We start from the raw sequence: 26039 nt of genomic DNA on the forward strand, positions 1-26039 counted from the left end.
TTAATTATAATTGATCATGAACGTTGCATCGGCGTCAGCCCGGCCCGGCTGCGGATTATCCGCCGTGGCGATATAATTGGCATAAAACGACAGTTCTGCATTTCCCTGCGCATCCACCGCCACCGTCTGGCTGGCCTGCTGCAACGCGAGGCGCGTTTTATCCCGGTCAAGGATCTCCACGGCCACGTTGCTGGCCGCGCTGGCATCATTCAGCGCCAGCAGGCTGTTATCATGCCCGTCCATCTTCCCCGTAAATGTGACCGAAGCTGCCCCCGGCGGGCATCCGGTCAGCTTCATGGTGAACGGCACAGGCTGCGTCCGGCTCCCCGTTGTGCGGAGCTGTTTCGTGGGCCAGGTGCCGAGCGTGACGGTTTTATTGCTGTCGTCCCCCTCCGCCACGCAGGTAAAATCCACGATATTGCCGTAGAGCTGAATGTTAATTTCCCCAAGCGCCGTCTCTGCGTGTGCAGGGGAGCAAAGCGCAAAGAGCGCGACGGCTAAATACCGTATTCCGTTTCGCATATCTGCTCCTTAGTCGTAGTCGACGCGTAAATAGCCGCGAGAGGTAAAACGCCCCTCGGCAGGTTTTTTACCGGTCACGCTGACGGGCCACGCGCGGATCCCCACCTGTGCCTGAGCGCTGTCGTCCAGACGGAACGGGATTTTGCTGGTCAGGTTGTTGGGCGTCAGCGGCACGCCATTACTGTTGGCAATCACAAAACCCACATCCGCGTTATCGGAAACCAGCGTACTGCCTGAAACCTTCTCCGCTTCAACACGCATCGTGAGCATGGCGTTCGCCTCGACGTTGGTGCATTTTATGCCGATGGTTTTGCTTTGCGCTGAGATCCCCTCCGGCTTATTCCCGATGCCCGCTTTACTGAACAGGGAGGCGCCGATGTCTCCGAAATCGAACTCCACCACATTCCCGGCATTAATTTCACAGCTCTGAGGCACCTGAATGGTCCCGCTGTAGCTGATGGTATAAACCGGCGTGGTGAGCGGATCCGAGGAGGTCGTGGTGACGTAAACCCGGAACATGGTCGCCCGGGGGATCACCACCATATTAATAAAGCGTCGGGTCACCTTAAGCCGGAAGACGAGGCTGGAATCCTGTACACCAAACGGTTTGTTTTTAGACACGTTCGGATGGCTCCCCATCTGAATGTACTTTCTGGGTGGATAGAAGGTGCCAGCGTAGCTGTCGGTGATTTTCATCGCTCCGTCCAGATAGTCGTTAAGCTTCAGATACTGGTAGCCATCGCTGGTGCCCGTGACCGGGAAATCGGTAACATAGCTGCGCTTGGTGGTGTTCCCGGACGTTCCCTTAGGACAGACGGCGTTAACACCCACCCACTGAGACTTCTCGCTGAGTGTGACAATCTGCCCCACCTGGTTATTGGAGCTGTTGAATTTATCCGTCAGGTCGTAATACACCTCCGTCGGCACGCCATTTTCATTGACGCAGACGGTGGCGAACGCCTGAGATAGCGGCAAAAATGCCAGCAGGGATAGCCCCAGATAATGGATTTTATTCACAGCGGATCCCCTTAAGTGTGATCGCCTGTTGCAGGCTCTGTTCTGGCAGGCTGTAGGGCGCACGACACTGGGACTGCTTCCCGTCTCCCCACTGAATCAGCAGCTCCCCGCTCAGTGGCAGCCCGCTCAGGTAAATCTGACCGTCATCTCCCACCATGCTGGTTACGCCGCTCTGCGTCTCACGCACCACCGCCCCAAACGGCACAGGCTGGTTATCACGCTTAACGGTGAGCAACGCGCGCACGCCGATGCGGGTGTCAAAACTGGCGCGCACCAGCGCACCGTTCGTCGGCACGACGCTGGAAACGTTATTTTCAATGTCGGTGTTGTTGCTCATGGTGTTAGTGTCGAGCGCCACGCGGTTGTAACGGTACACCGTGGCGTACGGCATCACCGCATAGCCACGCCAGTCGGTTTTGACACCGGTCTGGTTTTCGACGCTCACGCCTGACGCGCCCGGCGCTTTGATCAAGACGTTGGTATCGCCCAGCGGCTGACTGAATGTGATGCCGTCTGAATGCCCTACCACGCCGCCGGAAAGCTGCCAGTTGAGGTCGTGCTGATCCCGCGTGTAGTTGTAGCCCACGCCCAGCGTACCGTACGTTGCCTGCCAGTTAGCGCTGGCGCTGCCGCTGGCACCGTTATTGCTGGTGTGGCCCTGCGTAACGCTGTAGTTCAGGTTACGATCTTTTAGCAGCGTTCCGCTTATTCCGGTCTGCCAGCTGGTATCACCGTTGCTGTTTCGGCTGGAAGAGGCCGTGGCATAGGCTCTGTCGATCGCGCTATCGCGACGGTAGCCGTGACGGGTGAACAGGCTGAACGGTACGGAGACGTTGAAAGAGGCGATACGGTCGGTTCCATCAATGCCGACGGCCTTGTTCCACGACCAGGATAAGGCGTAGCTGACCCCTTTCACCCCGCCCGCGTAGCCGAGCTGATACCAGACGTTGGATTCGCTGGTGCCCCAGTAACTTTGCTGGCTGCCCGACACGTACACCGAGCCGTAATCGCCAAGAGACTGGGAGATATTGAGCTGGAAACGCCCTTTTTTATTCAGCGTCAGGTTGTGATAGCTCTGCACGTCCGGCACGCCGTCATCGTCCTGATCGTCGCCATACTGGTAGCCTTCCATTGTGCGCCAGGCCACATCGTCGAGGGTGTAGAAGCCTTTGGTCGAGTAGCGATAGCCCAGCAGCTGGAAGTTGGTGCCGAATCCGTTAAGGGATTTTGCGTACAGGAACCGCAGGGACTGCCCTTCATGGCGGCTGTCATCGGCAAGCTGGCTGCGGGCATGGGTGAGATCAAGTGAAACCGCCCCCCAGTCACCGAGGTTTTTACCCGCGCCAATGGCGATGGCGGTATAGCGCGAGGCCAGCTGCGTTCCGCCGTACAGCGTGTAGCCGTCGGCAAGGCCCGCAATCATCGTACCCTGAGTAAAGAACGGCGTGTCCTGCTCGCTGTTGCCGCTGCGATAGTCCCCTGCCACCAGATCGTATTTCCAGCGTCCTTCACGCTGGAGCAGCGGAACGGTGGAATACGGGACGGTGTAGCGCTGCTGGCTGCCGTCCTTCTCTTCCACCGTCACCTCCAGGTCACCGCTTGAGGAGGTCGGGTTAAGATCAGTTATCGCAAAAGCCCCCGGCTGCACATAGCTCTGGTAAATCACGTATCCGTTCTGGCGGATCACCACTTTGGCAGGGGTGCGGGCGATTCCGCGCACGGTAGGCGCGTAGCCTTGCAGACTGTCCGGGTACATACTGTCGGACGAATAGAGGCGACCACCGCGAAAACCGACGCTGTCGAAGACATCGTTTCCGGTGTTGCTGTCGCCAAGCACCAGCTCGCTTTTCAGCGGGATGATCGTACGCTGCGCCCAGGTACCAATATTTTGCCAGCTGCTGTGCCGCTGGCCGTTGCTTTCGGTATAACGCCACGCGCCGTTATTGCGTAATCGCCAGGCGCCATAGTTCAACCCGCTTTGTAGGTTCAGATAGTAGCTGTCGTCGTCGCTGCCCCGGTTGCCGGTAAAGCTGTAGTTCAGCAGCGCGGCAGGGATGCCTTCATCCCACTGTTCAGGCGGAATATATCCGCGGGCGCTGTTTTGCATCGCCACCTGAGGCAGGCTGACGTTCAGGCGCAACGAGGCGAAGTTGAACGCCGCTTCGCTGCCCGGAATAGCCGTGGTGAGCGGAACGCAGGTATCGCCCTGCACGTTGCTCAGTTCCGGGAAGGCGGCGATATTGACGCCAAAGCGATCGAGCATCGCGCGCGTAATGCACGGCGACAAACCGCCTGCGACCGGCGGCGTGTTGTCAGCTTGCTCAAACCGCACGTCCTGCGTGCCGATAAACTCATCGTTACGCCAGATATCGACGCGATAGACGCCCGGTGCCTGCTGGTGGCCTTTTTCAAAACGCGACAAATCCGCGACGTTCGCCGTGTCATCGGAGAGAAACGCCGGGTTAAAGTAGCTTTCGCCCCAGCCAGCGAGTGGCCAGAGCGTTGCCATCAGTGCCAGCGCAACCGGGCAGTAACGCCATTGAGTGTTCATCGCCCTGTCTCTGCTCACAGGCTGACGCTACGCGCCGGCGTAATGGCGCCATAGTCATTCACACTCTGCCAGGAGAGCGTGCCGCTCGTAGCGGCAGGCAGCACCTGCTGCGCCGAGCTTTTAGGAGCAACCATCAGGTTATCCAGCGTCTGTCCGCCGAGCTTCAGATTGACCAGCGTGACGTAATACGGTGAGGCATTGCTCACCTTAAGATGGTTGCCGACGCGCTCAAAGCGCAGCTGTGAGAGCGCCTCTTCCGGCGGCATCGCCAGGTTAGCCGGGCGAACAAACAGCTTGATACGTGACAGAATAGCCAGTTGCAGGACGTTGTTGCCGTCCTGATGTTTTTTGCTGACGGAGGGAATCGCTTTGACGTTCATGTAAAAGAGCGATTCGCGATCGGCAGGCAGCGCCGGGCCTGCGTAGATAATGCGCAGGGTGTTTTCGCTGGCCGGCTCGCTGACAAACAGCGGCGGCGTGACGGCAAAGGTTTTTTCCTTTTGCCCGTTGGCATTTTCTATCCACGCGTTAATTAAATAGCGCTCTTGCTTATTGCTGTTGGTGATCGCCAGCGACGTTTGTTTGGCATCGGCCGGATAAATAACGCGCGTCGCGCCCAGCGCAATTCCGCCGGACGCATTCGCGCTGGCAGAAACCATCATCAAAATAAAAGATAAAAACAGTCCAGGTTTAATCAGGGTGTTCATCACAACCGTACCTTTAATAATTAGTTCGCAGGCGTCAGGGATAAATCAACGTAAACCAGACATTCGACTGAATAGTGCCTGGTACAAGGTGTTCGGAAATTGCCCGGTAGCGGGCGCTGAAATGAAATACCAGCTCGCGGGTGTTAATGGGTAACCAGCTCACCGCCGTCGCGTTCGGGATGATCTGACGTTGCTGTTCGTCAAAAAGCGCCAGCCCGACACCACTGCTGACCGCATTTTCCCCCGGCCGCGATGTCGCCAGGAAAACCTGCGGGTCTTCTGCCGGTGTCACTCCCTGGAACTGGATCCCCACGGTGCGGGAGACGTCCACGCTGCAATCCAGCAGACGTACGGTGAAAGGCACATTAACCGTGGAAAAGCTGCCGACGCCGGAAAAGGCGTTTGTGCGGTATTGCCCCATATCCACGCGCATATTCTGGCTGTCCGGAGCCACGGCGCAGCCGCCGTTAACCAGCTCTCCCCTGAGGTGTACTTTGCCGCCGTCAATAACCACGGTATGTGCGTTTACCGCTGGGGCAATCGCAAGGGCGCACAGCAGTATCCCAGTCCTTGTCATCCTTCGCTCCCGGTATAGGCGATCAAAAGACCTCTTCCCTGAGGCCAGCCACATCCCTGTACTCAGGCATTACTCGTATTTCATTACGAATGTTGCGTCCGCGTTTGCCTGGCCTGGCTCGGTGGTCGCCGCCGTGGCTTTATAGCGTGCGGTGAAGTTCAGGGTGTTAGTCCCTTCAATCAGGTTCTGCGCCGCAGAGAAGGTTGCACCGTCCGGGGTCAGCGTGGAGGATTTGCTGTCGAGGATCTCAATACCTACGCCCTTCGCGGAGTTGTCGTTGTTACCGGAGCTTACCGCCAGCAGCGTTTTGTCGGTGGCGTCGATCTGGCCGGTAAACGCGACAGCAGCGGTTTTCGCTACCGCAGGATCGCAGTCGTTCAGTTCGATGGTGAACGGAATATTGGAGGTGGTGTCACCCACTTTAGTGAATTTCGCGGTACGGTACTGGCCAAGATTAACCGTCTGCTCTGAAGAGTCAGTATTCACTGAACACGCGGCATTCACTAATTCACCTTTAAAATGCACCGTACCACCGTTTACAGATACAGGCGCTACCGGATCTTCTGCGTGAGCGGCACCCGCGACCAGGGCCAGAGTTGCAATAACAGTAGAAGCAATGTTGCTGAGTTTCATGTCTATTCCTTTAAAATGTAAATAACCCTTCCCGCGCATATTCGGGAATAAGAAATACGTTCAATTAAAAAATTGAAGGCTTATTTCGGAGAGGACAAAGTAGCTCAGGAATCTATTTTGTAATATGTCAAAACGCTGCCATTTAGCCAGGTCACATCCTAATCACCTCTAAGAAATTGACCATGCCCTGAGAAGGGATTTTGCGGGACATCGATGAAATCTCGTAAAGGGTGACTGACAGCGGCGCTCGCTTCTGACAAAATACAGGCAATCCCCCCTTTCTAACGTTACAGACGGAATCTTCTCTCTGATGGCAGCAAAGATTATTGACGGTAAAACGATTGCGCAGCAGGTGCGCTCTGAGGTTGCGGAAAAAGTGAAGGCGCGTAAAGCCGCCGGATTTCGCGCCCCCGGGCTGGCCGTTGTGCTGGTTGGCAGCAACCCGGCTTCGCAAATTTATGTCGGCAGCAAACGCAAAGCGTGTGAAGAGGTGGGGTTCGTCTCCCGCTCTTACGATCTGCCGGAAACCACCAGCGAAGCGGAACTGCTGGAACTGATCGACACCCTGAATGCCGATAAAGAGATCGACGGCATCCTGGTTCAGCTGCCGCTGCCTGCGGGCATCGACAACGTGAAGGTGCTGGAGCGTATCGCGCCGGACAAAGACGTTGACGGTTTCCATCCGTATAACGTAGGCCGCCTGTGCCAGCGCGCGCCGCGCCTGCGTCCATGCACCCCGCGCGGCATCGTGACGCTGCTGGAGCGTTATAACATCGATACCTATGGCCTGAACGCCGTGGTGATTGGCGCCTCCAACATCGTGGGCCGTCCGATGAGCATGGAGCTGCTGCTGGCGGGCTGCACCACCACCGTCACCCACCGCTTCACCAAAAACCTGCGTCATCACGTCGAAAACGCCGATCTGCTGATCGTTGCGGTCGGCAAGCCGGGCTTTATTCCGGGCGAGTGGATCAAAGAGGGCGCAATCGTCGTGGACGTGGGTATTAACCGCCTGGAAAACGGCAAAGTGGTTGGCGACGTGGTGTATGAAGATGCCGCAGCGCGCGCATCCTATATTACTCCGGTCCCGGGCGGCGTTGGCCCGATGACGGTAGCAACACTGATTCAGAATACCTTGCAGGCGTGCGAGGAGTATCACGACGTAGAGGACGCGTAATCATGGCAACTTTTTCTTTAGGTAAACACCCGCACGTTGAGCTGTGCGATCTGCTGAAGCTGGAAGGCTGGAGCGAAAGCGGTGCGCAGGCGAAAATCGTCATCGCCGACGGACAGGTAACAGTAGACGGCGCGGTGGAAACCCGCAAGCGCTGCAAAATTGTCGCGGGTCAGACCGTGAGCTTCGCAGGTCAGAGCGTGACCGTGACGGCCTGAGCTGTCTGATGCCCTCACCCTAACCCTCTCCCACAGGGAGAGGGAATAAACATCCCCTCACACCCATCACGGTTAATTATCGATCAACTTCAAATAATCACTATTCCCTCTGGCGAAATGTGAAATTTAAGTTGCGCGATTTTCAGACTTTCCCCACGATAAGTAAAACGTTCTACTAAAACGTTCTACTTACAATAACAGCGCGAAAAAAGCGCTACTCGGGGGAAATCAGCATGAGCCTGATATCAGGGTTTGTTAAATCGCTGTCTAAGTTATCGATGATTGGTCGCGCCTTAATGCTGCCAATTTCACTGCTTCCCGCTGCGGGCCTGTTGCTGGCCTTCGGCGATAAGTTCCACTTGCCGCTGATGATGAACGCAGGCGGGGTTATCTTTGATAACCTGCCAATGCTCTTCGCCATCGGCTCTGCCGTCGGACTGGCTTCGGAATCCGGCATTGCCGCTCTCTCTGCGGCGGTCTCCGTGTTTGTCACTAACATCACCATCAGCACCGTGCTGAGCATTACGCCGGAAATGGCCTCCCAGGGCGGGAAATACGCCATGGTCGTCGGCATTCCGACGTTACAGATGGGCGTCTTTGGCGGCCTGATCTGCGGTATTCTTGCGGCCTGGTGTTACAACCGCTTCCACACCATGCAGCTGCCGGAATTCCTCGGCTTCTTCTCCGGCAAGCGCTTTGTGGCGATTGCGACGGCGTTTCTGTCGTTCCTGCTCGGCCTGCTGCTGCCGTACGTCTGGCAGCATATTCAGTCCGGCATCGACGCCCTGTCCGTGGTGGTGAACGGCGATAACCAGGCGGCCTCGACCTTTATCTTCGGGCTGGTGGAGCGCGCGCTGATCCCGCTCGGCCTGCATCACATCTGGTATCCCTCCTTCTGGTATTCGTTCGGGGATTACACTACCCAGGCGGGCCAGGTGATCCACGGCGACCAGACCATCTGGTTCAAGATGCTGGAAGAAGGGGTGAAATCCTTCAGCAGCGACACCTACCAGAACGCCGGGAAATTCATGCAGGGCGAGTTCCCGCTGATGCTGTTCGCGCTGCCCGCGGCGTGCCTGGCGATGTACCACGAAGCGCACACCAAAAATAAGAAAATCGCGGCCGGTATTCTGTTCTCTGCGGCGCTCACCTGTTTCCTGACGGGGATCACCGAGCCGGTGGAGTTTACCTTTATCTTCGTGGCGCCGATCCTTTACGTCTTCAACGCCATCATGGCAGGCCTGGCGTACATGACCATGTACCTGCTGCATGCGCATATCGCCAAGTCGTTCTCGGCGGGCTTTATCGACTACCTGTCGTTCGGGATCCTGCCGTCGTTTAACGGCTATCAGACCAACTTCCTGAGCGCCATTATCATCGGCATTCCGATGGCATTAATCTACTACTTCACCTTCCGCTTCGTGATCCGCCGTTTCGACGTGAAAACGCCGGGCCGCACCGAAGTGACCGCCAGCGCGAATGACAAGTCCGATTCCGAACTTGCCACCGAAATCATCGGCCTGCTGGGCGGTGCGCAGAACATTGATTCCGTCGGCTCCTGCATCACGCGTCTGCGTCTGGAAGTGGCGAAAAGCGAAGCGGTGGACCGGGACGGGCTGAATGGGCTTGGCGCGCGCGGCGTGGTGTTCGTGGGCGATAACGGGATACAGGTGATTTTCGGGGCCAGAGCACAGTTTATCGCCCAGACGATGTCCACGATGATTGGCAAATAATAAGATGCCTGAAGGAGGCGTCTCCTGTACGCTGGGGGTCGCCTCTTATCTGGCTGATAATCGGTAAATTTCAGGGAGCGGTTTTGAAGAAAGTCAGCATTATTGATGTCGCAAAGCATGCGGGCGTGTCGGTTTCTACCGTTTCGCTGGTGCTGCGCCAGAAAGGGAAGATCTCAGAGGCGACGATCGGGAAGGTCAATGCCGCCATCACAACGCTGGGCTATGTTCATAACGTCGCCGCTGCCAATCTTCGCGCCAACACCTCCAACTTAATCGGCCTGATCCTGCGCGACTTCAGCGACAGCTTTTCCATCAAGGTGATGGCGAGCATCGTTCAGGAGCTGGAGAAGCAGGGTTATATGGTGTTTCTCGGTCAGCCGCTGAATGACGGCGAACATCTTGAGCGTACCCTGCTCTCGTTTAAGCAGCAGGGCGTGGCGGGCGTCATCTACCTGGCGTCGGACACCCGCACCGCCTCTCTCCCGGAACACATTCGCCACTGCCCGCTGCCGCTTGTGGCGGTTTCGCAGTCGTTGCTGGAAGAGAAATGCAATCTGGTGATGCGCGATAACCGCCAGGCGGCGAACCTGGCCGCGCGTTATCTTATCGAGCGCGGGCACCGCACCATCGCCTACATTGGCGGGCGCGACGGGTGCCGTATCCGCGAGCAGCGCCTGCTTGGTTTTCGCAGCGCGATGACGCAGAACGGTCTGATCTGGCGTGAGGAATATTCTCCAGCCTGCACCGATGACACGCAGGCGGCGGCCATGGCGACTCGCCAGCTGCTGGAGAAGAACAACACGATTACCGCCCTGCTCTGTCATTCACCGGACGCGATGATCGGTTCGATCTCAGGTATTCACCAGGTGGGGCGCACGGTGGGTAAAGACGTGTTTTTAACCCAGCAGGTGGCGCTGATTGGTTTTGAAGATATGCTCCACGTTAATCTCACGTCGCCGTCACTGACTTACGTTTCGTCTGCCAGCGAAGAGACCGGCCGCCAGGCGGCAGGGCTGATGATCCGCAGGCTGAAAGAGCCGGACCTGCAAACGCAGCGCATAACCCTCTCCGGGCAGCTTATCGCGCGGGAATCGGCGTAAAATCAGAATTTAGCATGGGTCTTTTAGCGCGAGATGACTGCTATATTTCCATGATTTGCAATGGATAAATGCAATGCCTACCGTTATCACCCACGCTGCCGTACCTCTGTGTCTGGGCTTAGGGCTCGGAACCAACGTCATCCCACCCCGCCTGCTGTTTGCCGGGATCGTCCTCGCCATGCTGCCCGATGCCGATGTACTGGCGTTTAAATTCGGTGTTGCCTACGGGAATATTTTCGGCCATCGCGGTTTCACTCATTCGCTACTGTTTGCCCTGGTGGTGCCGATACTCTGCGTGCTGGCAGGCCGACGATGGTTCAGGGCCAGCCTGACGCGCTGCTGGCTGTTTTTAACCGTGTCGCTGCTGTCGCACAGCCTGCTGGATTCGATCACCACCGGCGGGAAAGGCGTCGGCTGGCTGTGGCCCTGGTCAGATGAGCGCTTCTTTGCGCCGTGGCAGGTGATCAAAGTCGCGCCGTTTGCGCTGTCGCGCTATACCACGCCATACGGGCATGAGGTCATTATCTCAGAACTGCTGTGGGTGTGGCTGCCGGGGATGGTGCTGATGGGGATGTTATGGTGGAGAAAACGTGCGCGCTGATGCCCTCACCCGGCCCTCTCCCACGTGGAGAGGGGGAAAACCTAACAATTCCCTCTCCCTGTGGGAGAGGGTTAGAGTGAAGAGAAAATTACTTACGACGCCAAGTGGTTCCCTGCGGGCCATCTTCCAGAATAATGCCCATCTCGGTCAGACGGTTACGCGCCGCATCCGCCGCCGCCCAGTCTTTCGCCTGACGCGCTTCCAGACGCGCTTTAATCAGTGCTTCAATTTCCGCCACTTCGCCGTCGTCCGCCTGCGCGCCGCTTTGCAGGAACACATCCGGCTCCTGCTCCAGCAGGCCGAGCACGGAAGAGAGCTTACGCAGATGAGACGCCAGCGCATTGGCCGCCGCCATATCTTCTGACTTCAGGCGATTCACCTCACGCGCCATGTCGAACAGCACGGAATAGGCTTCAGGGGTGTTGAAGTCGTCGTTCATGACCTCAACGAAGCGGGCTTCGAACGCCTCGCCGCCTGCGGCCGGAACAGACTTGTCGGTGCCGCGCAGTGCGGTATACAGACGCTCCAGCGCAGCGCGCGCCTGCTTCAGGTTCTCTTCGCTGTAGTTCAGCTGGCTGCGATAGTGGCCAGACATCAGGAAGTAGCGCACGGTTTCCGCGTCGTAATACTTCAGCACGTCGCGCACGGTAAAGAAGTTGCCCAGCGATTTCGACATCTTCTCGCGGTCAACCATCACCATCCCGGAGTGCATCCAGTAGTTCACGTATTCGCCGCCGTGAGCACAGGTGGACTGCGCGATTTCGTTTTCGTGGTGCGGGAACATCAGGTCTGAACCGCCGCCGTGGATGTCGAAATGGTTGCCCAGCTGTTTGCAGTTCATCGCGGAACATTCAATGTGCCAGCCCGGACGCCCTTCGCCCCACGGGGATGGCCAGCTCGGTTCGCCCGCTTTGGACATCTTCCACAGCACGAAGTCCATCGGATTACGCTTCACGTCAACCACGTCCACGCGCGCACCGGCCTGGAGCTGGTCCAGATCCTGGCGGGAAAGCGCACCGTAGGTTGGGTCCGTCGGCACCGAGAACATCACGTCGCCGTTGTCCGCCACATAGGCGTGACCGCGCTCGATCAGCTTTTGGGTGATATCAATGATTTCATGGATATGGTGGGTCGCACGCGGCTCGCTGTCCGGGCGCAGAATATTTAAGGCGTCAAAATCCTTGTGCATTTCGGCGATCATGCGATCCACCAGCGCGACAAAGCTTTCGCCATTTTCATTAGCACGTTTAATGATTTTGTCGTCGATGTCGGTGATATTGCGCACATACTTCAGGTTGTAGCCCAGGAAGCGCAGGTAGCGTGACACCACGTCGAACGCGACAAAGGTACGGCCATGGCCGATGTGACAGAGATCGTAAACCGTAATACCACACACGTACATGCCGACTTCCCCGGCATGGATAGGTTTAAATTCCTCTTTTTGGCGCGTCATTGTATTAAAGATTTTTAACATCGAAGATTCCATGTAAACACGTGTGTGGATTGTTTGTTCCTTATAATACCCATAATTCGGAGTACGGTCAGCACACAATGCAAGGTGATCGTGTCCTGTGGTTATGCTATAACAAGCCCCTATATGTGACCCGAGCACGGGTCGACGCACCACAATAACGGAACAGGATGCAAAAATGGTTACTTTCCACACTAATCATGGCGATATCGTAATCAAAACCTTTGATGACAAAGCGCCTGAAACAGTTAAAAACTTCCTGGACTACTGCCGCGAAGGTTTCTACAACAACACTATTTTCCACCGTGTGATCAACGGCTTTATGATCCAGGGCGGCGGTTTCGAGCCTGGCATGCGCCAGAAAGAGACGAAAGAAGCGATCAAAAACGAAGCGAACAACGGCCTGAAAAACACCCGTGGTACGCTGGCAATGGCCCGTACTCAGGCGCCACATTCTGCAACCGCACAGTTCTTCATCAACGTAGCGGACAACGACTTCCTGAACTTCTCTGGCGAAAGTCTGCAAGGCTGGGGCTACTGCGTATTCGCAGAAGTGGTTGAAGGGATGGACGTGGTCGACAAGATCAAAGCCGTTTCTACTGGCCGCAGCGGTATGCACCAGGACGTTCCTAAAGAAGACGTTGTGATTACAAGCGTGACCGTCAGCGAGTAATTCGTGGCGACACTCTTTATTGCGGATCTGCATCTGCAAACAGAAGAACCGGCGATAACCGCCGGTTTTCTGCGTTTTTTACGCGGTGAAGCGAAAAACGCCGACGCGCTGTACATTCTGGGCGACCTGTTTGAGGCCTGGATTGGCGACGACGATCCGAACCCGCTGCACCGTGAGATGGCTGCGGCCATTAAAACGCTGGTGGATTCCGGCGTCCCCTGCTATTTCATTCACGGCAACCGTGATTTCCTGATCGGCCAGCGCTACGCCCGCGAGAGCGGCATGACGCTGCTGCCGGAAGAGCAGGTGCTAAACCTCTATGGCCGCAATATTCTGATCATGCACGGCGACACGCTCTGCACTGACGATACCGGCTACCTGGCGTTTCGCGCCAAAGTTCACACCCCGTGGATCCAGAAAGTGTTCCTCGCCCTGCCGCTGTTTATTCGCAACCGCATCGCCGCCAGAATGCGCGCGGGCAGCAAGGCCGCCAACAGCAGCAAATCGATGACCATCATGGACGTCAACCCGCAGGCGGTGGTGAAGGTGATGGAGAAGCATCGCGTTCAGTGGCTGATCCATGGCCATACCCATCGTCCCGATGTGCATTCCCTTATTGCCAACGGCGAGCCCGCCCATCGCGTGGTTTTAGGGGCCTGGCACAGCGAAGGATCGATGGTCAAAGTCACGCCGGAAGGTGTTGAACTGATCGCCTTCCCGTTTTAACCCTCCCCGTCTTTTCGCCCATTTCCCGACCACGCAACCGTTTTCCTTGCCGGTATTACATGCTATTCTCTGTGCCCTCGAAAGCAGTGTGTTCCGCACCACAGGAGTTTTAAGACGCATGTCTTCCCGCAATAATCCGGCGCGTGTCGCCATCGTGATGGGGTCCAAAAGCGACTGGGCTACCATGCAGTTCGCCGCCGAAATCTTTGAAATCCTGAATGTTCCGCACCACGTCGAAGTGGTTTCCGCGCACCGTACGCCGGATAAACTGTTCAGCTTCGCCGAAAGCGCCGAAGAGAACGGTTACGAGGTGATCATTGCCGGTGCGGGCGGCGCAGCACATCTGCCGGGCATGATTGCCGCCAAAACGCTGGTGCCGGTACTGGGTGTTCCTGTGCAAAGCGCCGCGTTAAGCGGGGTTGATAGCCTTTACTCTATCGTCCAGATGCCGCGCGGTATTCCTGTCGGTACGCTGGCGATTGGTAAAGCGGGTGCGGCAAATGCCGCCCTGCTGGCCGCGCAGATCCTGGCGACGCATGATAAAGAGTTACATCAGCGTCTGGCGGAGTGGCGTAAAGCCCAGACCGACGAGGTGCTGGATAACCCGGATCCGCGGGGTGCAGCATGAAGCAGGTTTGCGTTCTTGGTAATGGTCAGCTTGGCCGGATGCTGCGTCAGGCCGGTGAGCCGCTGGGTATTGCCGTCTGGCCCGTCGGGCTGGATGCCGAGCCGGAAGCCGTGCCGGAAGCCGTGCCGTTCCATCAGAGCGTGATCACCGCCGAAATTGAACGCTGGCCGGAAACCGCCCTGACCCGCGAGCTGGCGCGTCATAACGCCTTTGTAAACCGCGACGTCTTCCCGATCATTGCCGACCGTCTCACGCAAAAACAGCTTTTCGACAAGCTCGGCCTCGCGACCGCGCCGTGGCAGCTGCTTTCCGATAAGCGCGAATGGGATGACGTCTTTGCGATGCTGGGAGACCTGGCGATTGTGAAGCGTCGCGTCGGCGGCTACGACGGCCGCGGGCAGTGGCGCCTGCGCGCGAACGACACCGCCGAGCTGCCGGATGACTGCTACGGCGAGTGCATCGTTGAGCAGGGCATTAACTTTAGCGGTGAAGTGTCGCTGGTTGGCGCGCGCGGGCATGACGGGCACACCGTTTTTTACCCGCTAACGCATAACCTGCATCAGGACGGGATTCTGCGCACCAGCGTCGCCTTCCCGCAGGCCAATGCTGACCAGCAGGCGCAGGCGGAAGAAATGCTCTCTGCCATCATGCATGAGCTGGGCTATGTGGGCGTAATGGCGATGGAGTGTTTCGTCACGCCGTCGGGTCTGCTGATCAACGAACTTGCGCCGCGCGTGCACAACAGCGGTCACTGGACGCAAAACGGCGCCTCCATCAGCCAGTTCGAGCTGCACCTGCGCGCCATCACTGACCTGCCGCTGCCGCAGCCGGTGGTGACCAGCCCGTCGGTGATGATCAACCTGATCGGCACCGATCTGAACTACAACTGGCTGAAGCTGCCGCTGGTGCACCTGCACTGGTACGACAAAGAGGTACGTCCGGGGCGTAAGGTCGGCCACCTGAACCTGAACGATACCGACACGGACCGCCTGAGCGCTACGCTGGAAGCGATTGTTCCCCTGCTGCCGCCAGAATACGCGAGCGGCATTGTCTGGGCGCAGTCAAAACTGAAGTAAGTATCCCCCGCCGGGGAGTTGACCTTCCCCTTCCCCGGCGTACAATTCCCGCCCATTGCTGCTCAGTTTTCTTCTGGAATCACCATGAACGATGGAACGGACTATCGCGCGATCCTCGCGTCCGATACCCCTTTAATCGACGTTCGCGCGCCGATCGAATTTGCCCAGGGTGCGATGCCCGCCGCACTCAACCTGCCCTTAATGAACGACGACGAGCGTGCCGCCGTCGGCACCTGCTATAAACGCCAGGGTCCGGACGCCGCGCTGGCGCTCGGCCATAGCCTGGTCAACGGCGAGACGCGAGAGGCGCGCATCAACGCCTGGCGGGAAGCCAGCCTGGCCCATCCTGAGGGCTACCTTTGCTGCGCGCGCGGTGGCCAGCGCTCACACATCTCCCAGGCCTGGCTGAAAGAGGCGGGAATCGATTATCCGCTGATCCGCGGCGGCTATAAGGCCCTGCGTCAGACGGCGATTCAGGTGACCATTGAGCAGTCACAAAAACCGATGGTGCTTATCGGCGGCTGTACCGGAAACGGTAAAACGCTGCTGGTTAAGCAGCATGCGCAGGGCATCGATCTGGAAGGGCTGGCGCACCATCGCGGCTCATCATTTGGTCGCACGCTCACCCCGCAGCTTTCCCAGGCCAGTTTTGAAAATCACCTTGCCGTCGAACTGCTAAAAAAAGACGCCGCGCGCTGGGTGCTGGAAGATGAAGGCCGGATGATTGGCTCTAACCACCTGCCGGAATGCCTGCGCGACCGCATGGTTGACGCCCCTGTCGTTGTCGTCGAAGACCCCTTTGAAGTCCGCCTGGAGCGCCTGCGCGAAGAGTATTTCGACCATATGTGGGCCGATTTTTCTGCTGCCTACGGCGAGAAAGCGGGCTGGAAAGCGTATAGCGAATATCTGCATCACGGCCTGTACGCCATTCGTCGCCGTCTGGGACTGCAACGCTTCGCGGAATTTACCGCCCTGCTGGATGCCGCGCTTGTCGAGCAACAGCGTACTGGCAGCACTGACGCGCACTTCAGCTGGCTTGTGCCGCTGCTGAAGGATTATTACGACCCGATGTACGGCTATCAGCTGGAGAAAAAGGCGGAGAAGATTGTGTATCGCGGGACGTACGAAGAAATTGCTGAGTGGCTCGATCGCTGAAAAATAAAGCCGGGTGGCGAGGTAAAAGCAAAACGGCAACCTGGGTTGCCGTTTTTAATGTTTTTTCCCTCTCCCCGTGGGAGAGGGTCAGGGTGAGGGCATCAGGCCGCACCCTACATGACAACTTAGAAGTCGTAACGCAGACGCACCAGGTTCATGTCGCCCAGGTTGTCGGTGCTGGAGGTGAACACGTGTTCGTAATCCACGCGGAAACCGTAATCCAGCTGGAAGCTGATACCCACACCGTTGTCGATGCGCTGGTAGTTACGGCCATTCACGTACTCGATACGGTCGCCCATGAAGTACGGCTGGATGGATTTCACCGCATACTGACCAACAGGGAACTTGTAACCCGCAAAGTATTCAATACCCCATGCATCACCGGCGAAGTAGTCGTTAACGGACACTTTTTTGGTGGTCAGGAAGTTTTGATACCAGCCGCCGCCTGCGGAGAAGGTCCAGTTATCCGGCGTCCAGCTCAGGGCGGTACCAAGGATGTTCTGGTCGTAGGATTTGCTGTCGCCGTTGTCCGGGTTACGCATGTCCGCGCGGGTGTAGTTCCACGCTGCGCCCCAGGTCAGATCGGTGGTCAGGTGATAATCGATACCCAGTGAACCGCCGCCTTTACGCTTGTAGCGCAGGCCGTTGCCCGGCAGGTATTCGCTGTCTTCAAACAGGTAAGAGGCGTAGATGTCAGCATCGCCCACGGTTTTCTTGTACTTCAGCATCTGGCGTGAACGGTAAGAGCCGTCGTAGTCGCCATTAATCCCGTTACCTGGCGCCTGACCAATCATGTCGTAGTCCCAGATATCGGTTTTTGCGCCCACCACGTCATAGTACACGCTGTTCTGCTGGCCGAAGGTCAGCGTACCCCAGGTGTCGCTCTTCAGACCGGTGTAGAGCATACGGCGTGAAGTATCGTGCGCGCCGTCGGCGTAGTGGTTATCCCAGTTAAACTGCGCCGGAATGTTCACACCCAGCTCGTAGTAAGTGATCCAGCTGATGTCATCGAACAGGTAGTAGTCTGCCGCGAAACGGAAGCGGGTACCGCCGTCAAAGCCGTTGCGCTTGTAGCCGTTTTTGCCGTCATCGCCGGTCATGTTCTGGAACTGAGGACGAATACTACCGCCAACGGTGAAGTTCAGGCGGCTCAGCGGGTTACCCGCCTGCGGATCCTGTTTCAGAAGAGTGATTTCCGCCTGGGATGCGAAAGAAGCCAATGCCACTGCTGCGCCGATCGTTGTCGCCAGCGCTGTTTTTCTTATAGTCATTCTTTTTCCTTGATAGACACGCTGCTAAATATTTAGCTGGTGAATATTAACCGGAAAAATTCGGGCTGTGTGGGCGGGTTTTTAATGTTTTGTGCTACTAAATGCAGGGGCATTAACGATTTGTGCCGTTAAGCAATGACGCACCAGCAGAAATGCCGGTGCGTCATCATCACGTCAGTAAACTAGCTGACAAACTGGCGGAATAGCGCTTTACCTTTCAACAGCCGGGATCCGAGCCAGCCGCCGCACAGGGACAGCAGCACGGCGCCGCAGACGGGCAGCGTGAGCCACAGCCGCCAGTCGGGCTCCCACGGGAAGTCGAAGACTTTGCTCTGGAGTACCGCCAGCGCGGTTTCCGCCCCGATGGCCGCCACCAGGCCCGCCACCAGCCCGAGCAGGGCAAATTCGCTCCACAGCGTGGCGCGCAGCAGCCGTTTACTTGCCCCCAGCGTGCGGTAGACAACCAGCTCCTGATGACGCTGACGCATGCCGACCTGCACCTGCGCCAGCAGCAGCAATATGCCACAGATCGTCACCAGCACCACCATCACCTCCAGCGCGCGGCTTACCTGCTCCAGCACCTGCCCGACCTGTTTAAGGATCGCGCCGATATCCAGCAGGCTCACCGTCGGAAATTCCCGGTTAAGCTGCGTCAGCATGCCGTTGCCGTTTTCCCAGCGGAAGCTGGTGAGCCAGCTCTGGGGCTGTCCGTCCAGCGCACCCGGCGGGAAGATGAAGAAGAAGTTTGGCCGCAGGCTTTCCCAGTCCACTTTACGCAGGCTGGTAACTTTGGCGGTGAAATCCTGGGTATCACCGGTGAAGGTCACGCTGTCGCCGAGGTTCACGTTCAGGCGTGTCGCCAGCCCCTCCTCCATCGACACTTCCCCCGCTTTCGGCGGCCAGGTGCCAGCAACGATCGGGTTATGGTCCGGACGTTTCGCCTGCCAGGTCAGGTTGAGTTCGCGGTTGAGCGATTCATCCTTATTTCCCTCCGTCGACTGGCCGTTGATCTGCGTCAGTCGGGCGCGCACGATCGGATAGAACGACTCGGGAATAATGTGATGCTCGGACAGGAAGCCCTTCAGCGGCGTCACCTGCTCGGGCGCGATGTTGATCAGGAAATAGTTCGGGCTTTCTGGCGGAAGCTGCTGCTGCCAGCGATCCAGCAGATCCCCGCGCAGCACCAGCAGAAGCGCCAGCAGCATAAACGACAGCGAAAATGCCGAGAGCTGGCTGAGGGTAGACCACGGCTGGTGCAGCAGTCGGTTAACCGCTAACCGTATGGAAAGTGATTTAACTGTCAGCTTTCTCAGCACATTAAGCAGTATCCAGCCCACTACGCCGCACAGCAGCGCCAGCACCACCGCGCCCGCCAGCACCGCCCACAGCAGCGTACTGCCGCCCATCAGCCAGGCCAGCAGCCCGACCGCCACCGCAATAATCACCGGCAGGTAGAACTTCAGCGGCCAAACGCTGGCCACCACATCGCGGCGCAGCACGCGCAGCGGCTGGGTGGCGAGTAGCAGCCGGTACGGGCGTAACCCCACCAGCAGGGAGATCGTCGTCATCGCGCCGATTGCCCACAGCCACGGCCAGAGGCTGGCAGGCGGTAATGCGGCGGGCAGTACCGGTTTGAGCAGCACCATCAGCAGCTTTTCAAACAGTAGCCCTATCGCCCCGCCGGTCAGAGCCGACAGCGCCAGCACCATCAGCCACTGGCCGACAATCAGCTTGCGCAGTTGCGCGCGGCCCGCGCCGAGGGTTTTGAGGATCGCCACCAGATCGTAACGGCTGCGGCAGTAGTGCCCCATCGCCACGGCAACCGCCGCAATGGCTAGCAGCAGGGTTAACAGCGCCGACAGCAGCAGGAACTGCTGAGAACGCTCAAGAGATTTGCCGAGCGCCCCGTCATCCTGCTCCAGTCCGTACCAGCGGTGTTCCGGCTTGAGCTGCGGCAGGAGCCATTTTTCGTACGCCTCCAGCTGAGCGGGCGTTCCGCCAAACTTATACCGCCAGGTGACACGGCTTCCCGGCTGGACGGCGTGGGTTTTCGCCACATCCGCGGTGTTCATCAGCAGGCGCGGCGCAAGCTGGAACGGATTAAATCCGGAGTCGGGCTCCTGCACCACTTCCCCGGCAATTTTGAGTGTCGCGTCGCCGACGTCGATACTGTCGCCGGGCTTCAGGTTCAGCAGCGCCATCAGTCGCGATGCCAGCAGGACCGTACCGGCCGTCGGTTTTAGCCCCGGCGGGCTGGTTTGTAAGTCACCGTACATCGGGTAGATGTCATCCACGGCTTTTACGCTGGCAAGCTGCGGCGTGTCGCCCGCAAAGGTCATGGTCTGAAAGGTGATCTGCTCCCCTACTTTCAGCCCCTCTTTGCGCGCTTCCTCAATCCAGCCCGGCGGCACGGGGCGAGAACTTTGCAGAGCCCGGTCCCCGGCCATAAATTCCCGACTCTGCTGGCTAAGCCCTTTCTCCATACGATCGCTGACGCTACCGAGCGCCAGCACGCAGGCCACCGCCAGGCTCAACGCCAGCCAGACAATCAGCAGCGAGGGCGAGCGCCACTCGCGCCAGAACCAGCGGGCAATCATGCTTCCTCCTGAAGAATACCGTTCACCAGCCGCAGGCGGCGGTCGCAGCGGGCGGCCAGCTGCGGGTCGTGGGTAACCAGAATCAGCGTGGTGCCGTGCTCGCGGTTGAGGGAAAACAGCAGATCGGCAATTCTGTCCCCGGTTTTACGGTCGAGATTGCCCGTTGGCTCATCGGCAAACAGCACTTCCGGGCGCCCGTTAAACGCCCTGGCCAGCGCCACGCGCTGCTGCTCACCGCCGGAAAGCTGTGCCGGAAGGTGGTCGAGACGTTTTCCCAGCCCCAGCTGTTCCAGCAACGCCTTCGCGTGATCGCGGCTTTCACGGGTATTTTCACCGCGCAGCAGGCCAGGTAGCTCAACGTTTTCCAGCGCGTTCAGCGTCGGGATCAGCATGAATGACTGAAAGACAAACCCGATATGCCGGGCTCGCAGCGCGGCGCGGGCCTCTTCATCAAGCGCGTGGAGGGGCTGGCCGACCAGGTTCACTTCCCCACTGCTGCCATCGTCCAGACCGGCGAGAATGGCCAGCAGCGTGGACTTACCGGAACCGGATTCACCAATCAGGGCGATGGTTTCGGCACGTTTGACAACGAGTTCAACTCCGGTGAGGATGGAAAGCTCGTGTTCCCCCTGACCGACGGACTTCTTAAGACGATGAACTTCAACAATGTTTTCCGCTGGCATTTGCCCTTCCTGTTTTTGATGCTGATGACCTTCCGCGCGGCGGCTGCGGACACGTTATTGATTCTGGGCGACAGCCTGAGCGCGGGCTATCGTATGGCCGCCAGTGCGGCCTGGCCCGCCCTGCTCAATGATAAATGGCAGTCCCGGGCCTCTGTCGTGAACGGCAGCATCAGCGGCGATACGTCGCAGCAAGGCTTATCGCGCCTGCCTGCCCTGCTTAAGCAGCATCAACCGCGTTGGGTGCTGGTCGAACTGGGCGGTAATGATGGTTTGCGCGGCTTCCAGCCTCAGCAAACGGAGCAAACGCTGCGGACCATTTTGCAGACCATTAAGGCCGCCAATGCCCAGCCGCTGCTGATGCAAATTCGCCTGCCCGCTAACTACGGCCGTCGGTATAATGAGGCGTTTAGCGCGATCTATCCTAAGCTTGCCAAAGAGTTTGATATTCCGCTGCTGCCATTTTTCATGGAAGAGGTCTATCTGAAACCCCAGTGGATGCAGGATGATGGCATTCACCCCAATCGCGATGCCCAGCCGTTTATTGCCGACTGGATGGCAACCCGGCTGGCTCCTTTAGTAAAACATGACTCGTCAAACAGCTGAGAACCTGACAGGTAAAGTTATGCAAAAATCGGTCTTAATAACAGGATGTTCCAGCGGAATTGGCCTTGAAAGCGCCCTTGAACTGAAACGTCAGGGGTTTTGGGTGCTGGCAGCCTGCCGCAAACCCGAGGATGTCGAACGCATGCGAGGGCTGGGATTTACCGGCATTCTGCTGGATCTCGATTCGCCAGAGAGCGTAGAGCAGGCCGCCGATGAGGTTATCGCCCTGACCAACAACCGTCTTTACGGTCTGTTCAACAATGCGGGCTACGGCGTGTACGGCCCGCTACAGACTCTCTCACGGGAACAGCTGGAGCAGCAGTTCTCCGCAAACTTTTTCGGGGCGCATCAGCTTACCATGCGCCTTCTCCCGGCCATGCTGCCGCACGGCGAAGGGCGGATTGTCATGACCTCCTCGGTGATGGGCCTGATCTCCACGCCGGGCCGCGGGGCTTACGCTGCCAGTAAATATGCGCTTGAAGCCTGGTCCGATGCGTTGCGCATGGAGCTGCGCCACAGCGGTATTAAGGTCAGCCTGATTGAACCCGGCCCGATCCGCACCCGCTTTACGGAAAACGTTAACCAGACGCAGGCGGACAAACCGGTCGAAAATCCCGGCATCGCGGCGCGTTTTACGCTTGGGCCAGAAGCCGTCGTTGCCAAAGTGCGCCACGCGTTTGAGAGCGATACCCCTAAAATGCGCTATCCGGTCACGCTGGTGACCCATGCCGTCGGCTGGTTGAAACGCCTGCTGCCGGGGCGGATGATGGACAAAATTTTGCAGGGTTGAGTTGAAGCGACCACGCTTACCCCCATGTAAAGAGTAAACCGATAAAAGAGAATGCCGCATGTCCGTACAGAATATCGTCAACATAACTGAAGCTAACCTGCAACAGACGCTCGAACAGTCAATGACTAAACCGGTGCTGTTCTACTTCTGGTCTGAACGCAGCCAACACTGCCTGCAACTGACGCCGGTCCTGGAAAGCCTTGCCGCGCAGTACAACGGTCAGTTCATTCTGGCGAAGCTGGATTGTGACGCCGAACCGATGGTGGCTTCCCAGTTTGGCCTGCGTGCGATCCCAACCGTCTACCTGTTCCAGAACGGTCAGCCGGTGGATGGCTTCCAGGGGCCGCAGCCCGAAGAGGCGATCCGCGCCCTGCTGGATAAAGTCCTGCCGCGCGAAGAAGAGCTGAAAGCGCAGGAAGCCATGGCGCTGATGCAGGAAGGCAAGTACGACGAGGCGCTGCCGCTGTTAAAAGACGCGTGGCAGCTGTCGAACCAGAACAGCCAGATTGGTCTGCTGCTGGCAGAGACCCAGATTGCACTGCACCGCCCTGAAGACGCGGAAGCCGTGCTGAAAACGGTGCCGATGCAGGATCAGGATACCCGTTATCAGGGTCTGGTGGCGCAGATTGACCTGCTTAAACAGGCGGCCGATACCCCTGAAATTCAACAGCTTCAGCAGCAGGTTGCGGACAACCCGCAGGATGCCGCGCTGGCAAGCCAGCTGGCGCTTCAGCTGCATCAGGTGGGGCGTAACGAAGAGGCGCTGGAGCTGCTGTTTAGCCATCTTCAAAAGGACCTGGGCGCCGCAGACGGACAGGCGCGGAAGATGTTCCAGGAGATCCTGGCCGCGCTGGGTACCGGTGACGCGCTGGCGTCGAAATATCGTCGTCAGCTGTACGCGTTGCTCTACTAGCAAAAAAATGCCCGGTGGCGCTAACGCTTACCGGGCCTACAAAAGCAGATATTACCTCGTCTTTTTCAACTGCGTCACCACCAGCTGGTGGCGCGCGTTGTAAAACTTCCGATAGGTCAGGTAGCAGGCAATGATGGTGGACAGGCTCGCCGTAGAGAGCAGCATAAACGTCACCATAATCTGGTATTTAATGGCTTTTACCGGATCGATACCGGCAAAAATCAGCCCCGACATCATGCCCGGCAGGCTCACCAGCCCCACCGTTTTGGCGGAATCCACCGTTGGGATCAGCGAAGAGCGAATGCTGTCGCGGATCAACCTCGCCGAGGCCACCTTCGGCGTCGCGCCAAGGCTTAGCTTCTCCTGAAGCTGCTGCCGTTCACTGCTGAACCGTTGCCCCAGATTGTTGTAGCACAACCCGACCGCCACCATCGCATTGCCCGCAATCATCCCGGAAATGGGGATCACCTGCATCGGCGTAAATTCTATCGAGCCGGAAAGCACCAGCACAGCCAGCGTTAACGCGGTCCCGGTAGTGATGGCGATCAACGACGAAATGAACGCTTTATCGATGTATTTACTGCGTTTCTGCGCGTTCCATGCCGCGTTAAAGCAGATAAATAGCACCATCAACAGGGTCAGCACGGCATGATTGACGTTGAAGATGTATTTCAGTACATAGCCGACGATGATGAGCTGAATGACCGCGCGGGCGATACTCCAAAGAATATCTTTTTCCAGCCCCAGCTTTTCCCGGTAGCTGACCACAATCGCCACCAGCACCAGGACCATTGACAGCGCCAGCGATTCGTTGGTTATGTTATGTTCACCCACGGTGAGCCTCCTCCATTTTCCCGCCCTGCGGCCTGAGCGTGATGACATCATCCGCATGGGTAATTTCATTTGAATCATGCGTCACCCACAGCACGGCAATATTCTGCTCCCGGGCGTAGCGATGGATAATGTCATTGACGTTGCGCTTGTTAGCGTCATCCAGCGCGCTGGTGATTTCGTCCAGCAACAGCGCCTTCGGCAAGAATTGCAGGTTACGGATCAGCGAGACGCGCTGCTTTTCCCCTCCCGACAGTTCGGCGATCGATTTGGTCAGCGTCTCCGGCGAAAGCCCGAACCGGGTCAGATCGTCGGTAAACTTTTTCGGATCAGGCGTTTGGTTGCGGATGTGCCAGGGGAAAACCAGATTGTCGTACACCGTGTCGCCAAACAGGGACGGCGTTTGCACGCAGTATGACACCTGCTGGCGATAGCTTTCCGGTGAAAGCGTGGCGATATCTTTTCCTGCAAACAGGATGGTTCCCTCCGTTGGGCTCAGTAGCGAAGCCACGATTTTCAGGAGGGTGCTTTTGCCGCAGCCGGAGGGACCGGTTATCAGTTTAAATTCGCCCGGAGAGAGACAAAAATCGACGTGCTGAAGGATGGTGTTATCACCCACACGAAAGCCAACATCCCTGATATCCAGAAGATTTTTTTTATTATTCATTCCGATTCCATTAACCGCTGTGATAAGAAGAGCCTTTAGCATAATCCTTTCCGCTACGCAGCGCGAATAGCCTTAACCTATAGCAAGTGTTAAACTTTTTGCCTGTTTATTGTCACCTCTATAACTACAGGAAGTCAGCAACATGACACATATCTTTTATGAGTTCTCCTCCCTGAAGCCTGGTGTTCCTGATGTGGAAACATTAATGGAAGTCATCAATTCTTCTGAACTCACGCGTTTTGTCATGGGGGCAGAGGTGGTCGATTTTGTTAAGAAGGCGCTCATCGTTAACACCACAATCGGTAGCTTTAAAAACTGCTATTTTGCTTTCGATGATGGGGCTTACTTTCTCGAGTTTGACGGCAAGGGTAAATCCAGACGCTTTACTGAGGTGCCTGACTGGTTCGTTTCCCCTGCGGAATTTGCCCGCTCGCAATGGCTGATTAACCATGACCTGGCCGATGTGAAGGCGACGGCGTTTATTGACGTGCTGATGTCCTACCCGCTTAAAGAGCGCCGGGCGCACTGCAATCTGCTGTTTGGTCTGGATCTGCATAAGGTCAATGTGGTTCCGGCACCTACAGCCCCTGCCGGAAAAATGGGCAATAAAAACGGAAAAACTACCAAGCCTCGCGTTACGGATCTCGGCTCTTTTGAGCTTTTTACCGCGTTCTTTGCGCGTATGAAAACCGCCGTCAATGCTAATGAATTCCCTACCCTACAGGTGCTGACCGGCCAGGAGGATCTTACAAAAGCGCCGCACAACTTAAAGCAAGGGATCAGAACCTGGTTTAAAGCGATTACTGGCGATCTGCCGCCGAACAACAAACGTGTCGGAGCGGGCAATGCGGTGCTGTTCTGCGCTCCCGTTCGCGAGCAGATCCAGCAGATAGAGGCCATCGGCCTGGAAAAATACTATAAGGGCTTATCAAAAGCCATCGCTGACGCCGGGGATGGGTTTATCACTGACTTCAGCTATACCTGGTCTGAAAAGTAACGCTTTGCGCCCCGCATCCCGAACGGGGCGTTTTATTTCTGCCAGTCCGGTTCCCACCTCTTTACAGGGGCGAAATCCTGTTCGTTAGCCGATATACTTACGTTCAACAAATACGCAGTTTTCTC

The 26039-nt window shown here is 57.4% G+C and carries 26 protein-coding genes; 14 read left to right on the plus strand and 12 right to left on the minus strand.

The window, feature by feature from the left end; genetic code table 11:
• The 6 genes from sfmF to fimA form a co-directional block, all read right to left on the minus strand.
• The gene (gene sfmF / locus CU081_RS22205) at positions 1-522 is read right to left on the minus strand and encodes a fimbria assembly protein (RefSeq protein ID WP_003858902.1); all 522 of its coding nucleotides are present in this window, start codon (positions 520-522) and stop codon (positions 1-3) included.
• 9 nt (positions 523-531) lie between these two features.
• Positions 532-1539: a type 1 fimbria D-mannose specific adhesin FimH gene (gene fimH / locus CU081_RS22210; protein ID WP_003858903.1), complete on the minus strand. Its 1008-nt coding sequence runs from the start codon at positions 1537-1539 to the stop codon at positions 532-534.
• On the minus strand, positions 1532-4090 hold the full coding sequence (locus tag CU081_RS22215; protein ID WP_022650523.1) for a fimbrial biogenesis usher protein: 2559 nt from the start codon (positions 4088-4090) through the stop codon (positions 1532-1534). The genes fimH and CU081_RS22215 overlap by 8 nt, the downstream gene beginning before the upstream one ends.
• 14 nt (positions 4091-4104) lie before the next feature.
• Entirely contained in the window at positions 4105-4797 is a 693-nt protein-coding gene (gene fimC / locus CU081_RS22220) for a type 1 fimbria chaperone FimC (protein ID WP_022650522.1), read from the minus strand.
• Between the two features lie 34 nt (positions 4798-4831).
• Complete coding sequence (gene fimI, locus CU081_RS22225; RefSeq protein WP_003858910.1) at positions 4832-5374, minus strand: type 1 fimbrial protein subunit FimI; 543 nt, start codon at positions 5372-5374, stop codon at positions 4832-4834.
• A gap of 69 nt (positions 5375-5443) precedes the next feature.
• Positions 5444-6007, minus strand: coding sequence for a type 1 fimbrial major subunit FimA (gene fimA, locus CU081_RS22230; RefSeq protein ID WP_003858911.1), 564 nt, complete (start codon positions 6005-6007; stop codon positions 5444-5446).
• Between the two features lie 310 nt (positions 6008-6317).
• On the opposite strand from fimA, the gene folD reads away from it, so the two are divergent.
• From folD to CU081_RS22255, 5 genes are all read left to right on the plus strand, one after another.
• Positions 6318-7184, plus strand: coding sequence for a bifunctional methylenetetrahydrofolate dehydrogenase/methenyltetrahydrofolate cyclohydrolase FolD (gene folD, locus CU081_RS22235; RefSeq protein ID WP_006809817.1), 867 nt, complete (start codon positions 6318-6320; stop codon positions 7182-7184).
• 2 nt (positions 7185-7186) lie between these two features.
• On the plus strand, positions 7187-7399 hold the full coding sequence (gene ybcJ, locus CU081_RS22240) for a ribosome-associated protein YbcJ (RefSeq protein WP_022650521.1): 213 nt from the start codon (positions 7187-7189) through the stop codon (positions 7397-7399).
• 233 nt (positions 7400-7632) lie between these two features.
• Positions 7633-9132, plus strand: coding sequence for a PTS transporter subunit EIIC (locus tag CU081_RS22245; RefSeq protein ID WP_003858916.1), 1500 nt, complete (start codon positions 7633-7635; stop codon positions 9130-9132).
• 83 nt (positions 9133-9215) lie between these two features.
• On the plus strand, positions 9216-10232 hold the full coding sequence (malI, locus tag CU081_RS22250; RefSeq protein WP_022650520.1) for a Mal regulon transcriptional regulator MalI: 1017 nt from the start codon (positions 9216-9218) through the stop codon (positions 10230-10232).
• A 73-nt stretch (positions 10233-10305) separates the two neighbouring features.
• On the plus strand, positions 10306-10833 hold the full coding sequence (locus tag CU081_RS22255; RefSeq protein ID WP_022650519.1) for a metal-dependent hydrolase: 528 nt from the start codon (positions 10306-10308) through the stop codon (positions 10831-10833).
• Positions 10834-10921: 88 nt separating this feature from the next.
• On the opposite strand, the gene cysS is transcribed toward CU081_RS22255, so the two are convergent.
• Entirely contained in the window at positions 10922-12307 is a 1386-nt protein-coding gene (gene cysS, locus CU081_RS22260) for a cysteine--tRNA ligase (RefSeq protein ID WP_022650518.1), read from the minus strand.
• A 175-nt stretch (positions 12308-12482) separates the two neighbouring features.
• On the opposite strand from cysS, the gene ppiB reads away from it, so the two are divergent.
• The 5 genes from ppiB to mnmH all read left to right on the plus strand — a co-directional run bounded on the left by ppiB (position 12483) and on the right by mnmH (position 16562).
• A complete protein-coding gene (ppiB, locus tag CU081_RS22265) occupies positions 12483-12977 on the plus strand; it encodes a peptidylprolyl isomerase B (RefSeq protein ID WP_000256009.1) in 495 nt (164 codons plus the stop codon).
• A 3-nt stretch (positions 12978-12980) separates the two neighbouring features.
• A complete protein-coding gene (lpxH, locus tag CU081_RS22270; protein WP_022650517.1) occupies positions 12981-13703 on the plus strand; it encodes a UDP-2,3-diacylglucosamine diphosphatase in 723 nt (240 codons plus the stop codon).
• 118 nt (positions 13704-13821) lie between these two features.
• Positions 13822-14331 (plus strand): 5-(carboxyamino)imidazole ribonucleotide mutase, encoded by a 510-nt coding sequence (gene purE / locus CU081_RS22275; protein WP_003858921.1) that lies wholly within the window; start codon positions 13822-13824, stop codon positions 14329-14331.
• Positions 14328-15407, plus strand: a complete 1080-nt coding sequence (gene purK / locus CU081_RS22280) for a 5-(carboxyamino)imidazole ribonucleotide synthase (RefSeq protein ID WP_058647477.1) — start codon at positions 14328-14330, stop codon at positions 15405-15407. Before purE ends, purK begins: the two co-directional genes overlap by 4 nt.
• A gap of 84 nt (positions 15408-15491) precedes the next feature.
• The gene (gene mnmH, locus CU081_RS22285; RefSeq protein WP_022650516.1) at positions 15492-16562 is read left to right on the plus strand and encodes a tRNA 2-selenouridine(34) synthase MnmH; all 1071 of its coding nucleotides are present in this window, start codon (positions 15492-15494) and stop codon (positions 16560-16562) included.
• 125 nt (positions 16563-16687) lie between these two features.
• On the opposite strand, the gene CU081_RS22290 is transcribed toward mnmH, so the two are convergent.
• From CU081_RS22290 to ybbA, 3 genes are all read right to left on the minus strand, one after another.
• Entirely contained in the window at positions 16688-17833 is a 1146-nt protein-coding gene (locus CU081_RS22290; RefSeq protein WP_022650515.1) for a porin, read from the minus strand.
• 182 nt (positions 17834-18015) lie between these two features.
• Positions 18016-20430 carry a putative ABC transporter permease subunit YbbP gene (gene ybbP, locus CU081_RS22295; protein ID WP_022650514.1) on the minus strand — a complete coding sequence of 805 codons (2415 nt, stop codon included), beginning with the start codon at positions 20428-20430 and terminating at the stop codon, positions 18016-18018.
• Positions 20427-21113: a putative ABC transporter ATP-binding protein YbbA gene (gene ybbA / locus CU081_RS22300; protein WP_003858931.1), complete on the minus strand. Its 687-nt coding sequence runs from the start codon at positions 21111-21113 to the stop codon at positions 20427-20429. Before ybbA ends, ybbP begins: the two co-directional genes overlap by 4 nt.
• Here ybbA and tesA point away from each other — a divergent pair.
• Genes tesA through CU081_RS22315 form a run of 3 tightly spaced genes read left to right on the plus strand, consistent with a single transcriptional unit; the run spans position 21084 to position 23419 of the window.
• On the plus strand, positions 21084-21716 hold the full coding sequence (gene tesA / locus CU081_RS22305; protein ID WP_003858933.1) for a multifunctional acyl-CoA thioesterase I/protease I/lysophospholipase L1: 633 nt from the start codon (positions 21084-21086) through the stop codon (positions 21714-21716). The two genes, ybbA and tesA, sit on opposite strands and share 30 nt — an antisense overlap.
• Positions 21697-22506 (plus strand): SDR family oxidoreductase, encoded by an 810-nt coding sequence (locus CU081_RS22310; protein WP_006809829.1) that lies wholly within the window; start codon positions 21697-21699, stop codon positions 22504-22506. Before tesA ends, CU081_RS22310 begins: the two co-directional genes overlap by 20 nt.
• Before the next feature lie 58 nt (positions 22507-22564).
• The gene (locus tag CU081_RS22315; RefSeq protein WP_003858935.1) at positions 22565-23419 is read left to right on the plus strand and encodes a co-chaperone YbbN; all 855 of its coding nucleotides are present in this window, start codon (positions 22565-22567) and stop codon (positions 23417-23419) included.
• 51 nt (positions 23420-23470) lie between these two features.
• On the opposite strand, the gene fetB is transcribed toward CU081_RS22315, so the two are convergent.
• Positions 23471-24253, minus strand: a complete 783-nt coding sequence (gene fetB, locus CU081_RS22320; RefSeq protein ID WP_003858937.1) for an iron efflux ABC transporter permease subunit FetB — start codon at positions 24251-24253, stop codon at positions 23471-23473.
• The gene (fetA, locus tag CU081_RS22325) at positions 24246-24917 is read right to left on the minus strand and encodes an iron efflux ABC transporter ATP-binding subunit FetA (protein WP_015571235.1); all 672 of its coding nucleotides are present in this window, start codon (positions 24915-24917) and stop codon (positions 24246-24248) included. The genes fetB and fetA overlap by 8 nt, the downstream gene beginning before the upstream one ends.
• 142 nt (positions 24918-25059) lie before the next feature.
• Here fetA and CU081_RS22330 point away from each other — a divergent pair, with 142 nt between their 5' ends.
• On the plus strand, positions 25060-25914 hold the full coding sequence (locus CU081_RS22330) for a hypothetical protein (RefSeq protein WP_022650513.1): 855 nt from the start codon (positions 25060-25062) through the stop codon (positions 25912-25914).
• Positions 25915-26039 lie beyond the last annotated feature (125 nt).

It is taken from the genome of Enterobacter sp. CRENT-193 (assembly GCF_002787395.1).
GTDB classification, from domain to species: Bacteria; Pseudomonadota; Gammaproteobacteria; order Enterobacterales; family Enterobacteriaceae; genus Enterobacter; species Enterobacter hormaechei_C.